The 2,574-nt window shown below is 73.9% G+C and carries 4 protein-coding genes; 1 reads left to right on the top strand and 3 read right to left on the bottom strand.

The window, feature by feature from the left end:
• The coding region (locus tag VER05_RS11280; protein WP_324845448.1) for a diguanylate cyclase domain-containing protein at window positions 1–275 on the top strand (275 nt) is incomplete at its 5' end.
• 28 nt (window positions 276–303) lie between these two features.
• On the opposite strand, the gene VER05_RS11275 is transcribed toward VER05_RS11280, so the two are convergent.
• The 3 genes from VER05_RS11275 to VER05_RS11265 all read right to left on the bottom strand — a co-directional run bounded on the left by VER05_RS11275 (window position 304) and on the right by VER05_RS11265 (window position 2,434).
• Window positions 304–1,110, bottom strand: a complete 807-nt coding sequence (locus VER05_RS11275; protein ID WP_324845447.1) for an ABC transporter permease — start codon at window positions 1,108–1,110, stop codon at window positions 304–306.
• On the bottom strand, window positions 1,110–2,084 hold the full coding sequence (locus tag VER05_RS11270; RefSeq protein ID WP_324845446.1) for an ATP-binding cassette domain-containing protein: 975 nt from the start codon (window positions 2,082–2,084) through the stop codon (window positions 1,110–1,112). The genes VER05_RS11275 and VER05_RS11270 overlap by 1 nt, the downstream gene beginning before the upstream one ends.
• A gap of 107 nt (window positions 2,085–2,191) precedes the next feature.
• On the bottom strand, window positions 2,192–2,434 hold the full coding sequence (locus VER05_RS11265) for a helix-turn-helix transcriptional regulator (protein WP_324845445.1): 243 nt from the start codon (window positions 2,432–2,434) through the stop codon (window positions 2,192–2,194).
• Window positions 2,435–2,574 lie beyond the last annotated feature (140 nt).

Raw genomic sequence — 2,574 nt, 5'->3', positions numbered from 1 at the left:
TACGCCTCGTGGACGGCTGGCGCGCCGGGCTCGGCGACGGCGACCTCATCGGCCGGGTCGGCGGCGACGAGTTCGCCGTGGTGCTCGCCGGGCGGGACGCCGCGGGCGCGGAGGGCTGGGTGGCGGACGCCGGGACCCGGCAGACCCTGGGGGACCCGACCTGGAGCCACGGCGTCGCGCAGGCCGTCGGCGACGAGCCGGTCCGGGACGCGCTGGCCCGCGCCGACGAGGCGCTGTACGCGCGCAAGGGGCGGCGGGTCGGCGGGTCGGTCTAGGGGCCCGGCGCGAGCGGCACCGCGCCCGTCAGCGGCTCGTCGACACCCGGTACTGCGCGTTCGCGAGCGGCACGAACACCACGAGGAACAGCGCCGACCAGATGAGCGTGTAGACCTCGGGGTGCTGCAGCGGCCACGCGGTCGGCTCGGGCACGCCGGGCGGGATGTTGCCGAACAGCTCGCGGGCGGCCTGGGTCACGGCGGACACCGGGTTCCACTCCGCGAACGTCTGCAGCGGCGCCGGCAGGGTGTCGAGCGGGACGAACGTGTTCGCGACGAACGTCAGCGGGAAGATCACGATGAACGACGCGTTGTTCACCACCTCGGGGCTCGGCACCAGCATCCCGATCCAGGCCATGATCCAGCTGATCGCGTAGGCGAACACCAGCAGCAGGCCGAACCCCGCCAGCGCGTCCAGCACCGAGGACCGGATCCGCCAGCCGACGACCAGCCCGGTCAGGCCCATCACGACGAGCACGATGATGTTGTTCACGACGTCGGAGAACGTGCGCCCGGTCAGCACCGCCGACGGGGCCATGGGCAGCGAGCGGAACCGGTCGAGGATGCCCTTCTTCAGGTCCTCGGCGAGGGCCGCCCCGGTGACGGTGGCGCCGAAGATCACGGTCTGGGCGAAGATCCCCGCGATGAGGAACTCCCGGTAGGCCTGCCCGCCGCCCTGCTGGTCGATCGCCCCGCCGAACACGTACGAGAACAGCAGGACGAACATGATCGGGGACAGCGTGGTGAAGACCAGCAGGTCGGGCACCCGCTTGATCTTGATGATGTTCCGCTTGGCGACCACGGAGGCGTCCGCGATCACGGGTGGCACCGGCATCACGCACCTGCCTTCGGGTCGGGGTTGCCGTCCTGCTCCGCGGTCTTGCCGGTCAGGGCGAGGAACACGTCGTCCAGGGTCGGGCGGCGCAGGCCGACGTCCTCCAGCCGCACCTGGCGCTCGTCGAGCCGCCGCAGCGCCTCGCTGAGCACCTCGGGCCCGCCGGACACGGGCATGACGAACGACCGCCGGCCGTCGTCGACCGTGGGCCGCCCGACGCCGAGCGGGGCGAGCGCCTCCTCGACGCCCGCGAGCAGCGCGACGTCCGCGACGGTCAGCTCCAGGCGCTCCCCGCCGACCTGCCGCTTGAGCTGGTCGGCGGTGCCCTGGGCGATGATCCGGCCGTGGTCGATGACCACGATCTCGTCGGCGAGGACGTCGGCCTCCTCCAGGTACTGCGTGGTCAGCAGCAGCGTGGTGCCGCCGGCGACGAGCGTCTGGATCACGTCCCACATCTCGGTGCGCCCGCGCGGGTCCAGGCCGGTGGTCGGCTCGTCGAGGAAGATCACCGGCGGGTCCGCGACGAGCGCCCCGGCCAGGTCGAGCCGCCGGCGCATGCCGCCGGAGTACGTCTTGGTCGGCCGGTCCGCCGCGTCCTCGAGCCGGAAGGACGCCAGCAGCTCGCGCGCCCGGTCGCGCGACCGCCGCTTCCCGAGGTGGTAGAGCCGGCCGATCATGTCGAGGTTCTCGTAGCCGGTGAGGTACTCGTCCACGGCGGCGTACTGGCCGGACAGCCCGATGCGGCGCCGGACCTCGGCCGGGCGGGCGAGCACGTCGACGCCCGTGACCCGCGCCGTGCCCTGGTCGGGGCGCAGCAGCGTGGACAGGACCCGGACGATGGTGGTCTTGCCCGCCCCGTTGGGGCCGAGCAGACCGAGCACGGTGCCGGACGGCACCGTGAGGTCGACGCCGTCCAGGGCGGTGACGCCCTTGTAGCGCTTGACGAGCCCGCGGGCCTCGATCGCCTGTTCCATGGGGCGAGCGTAGATGTGACCTACGACACACTTGAAGGGGGCGCGCGCAGGTCGCGCGACCCGCGGGCCCCGGCCGGGCGGTGGTGCAGGTCAGGGCGCCGACCGGCTCAGCGCAGGCCGGCCGCCTCGGCCCAGGCGGCCGCCTCGGCACGGGTCGACGCGCCGATCTTGCGGTAGATCGACCGCACCTGCGTCTTGACGGTGTTCCGCGAGACGAAGAGCTTGCGGGCGATGTCCTCGAGGGTCACGTCCTCGGCGAGCTCGGCGAGGACGATGCGCTCGCGGGGGCTGAGGGGCTCGCCGAACAGGTCGGTCGCGGCGGCTCGGGCGAGGGGGGCGAGGGCGGTCATGGGGGCTCCGGTGGGCGAGGGCGGGTCGCGGTCGCCGGCGGGGTCCGGCGGGCGTTCACCCGGTCGTTCGGAGCGGGGGGGCGGTCCGGATGGGTCGCGGAGTCGGGGGTCGCGGCGGTCCCGGGCGCCCCCGGGCGGGC

Source organism: Cellulomonas sp., assembly GCF_035634735.1.
Taxonomy (GTDB): domain Bacteria; phylum Actinomycetota; class Actinomycetes; order Actinomycetales; family Cellulomonadaceae; genus Cellulomonas.
This window is presented reverse-complemented; position numbering and strand designations above follow the sequence as displayed.

Bases quoted from the DNA above. Each gene is read 5' to 3' on its own strand.
- VER05_RS11275 (WP_324845447.1), bottom strand. From the start codon at position 1,110: ATGCCGGTGCCACCCGTGATCGCGGACGCCTCCGTGGTCGCCAAGCGG.
- VER05_RS11270 (WP_324845446.1), bottom strand. From the start codon at position 2,084: ATGGAACAGGCGATCGAGGCCCGCGGGCTCGTCAAGCGCTACAAGGGC.
- VER05_RS11265 (WP_324845445.1), bottom strand. From the start codon at position 2,434: ATGACCGCCCTCGCCCCCCTCGCCCGAGCCGCCGCGACCGACCTGTTC.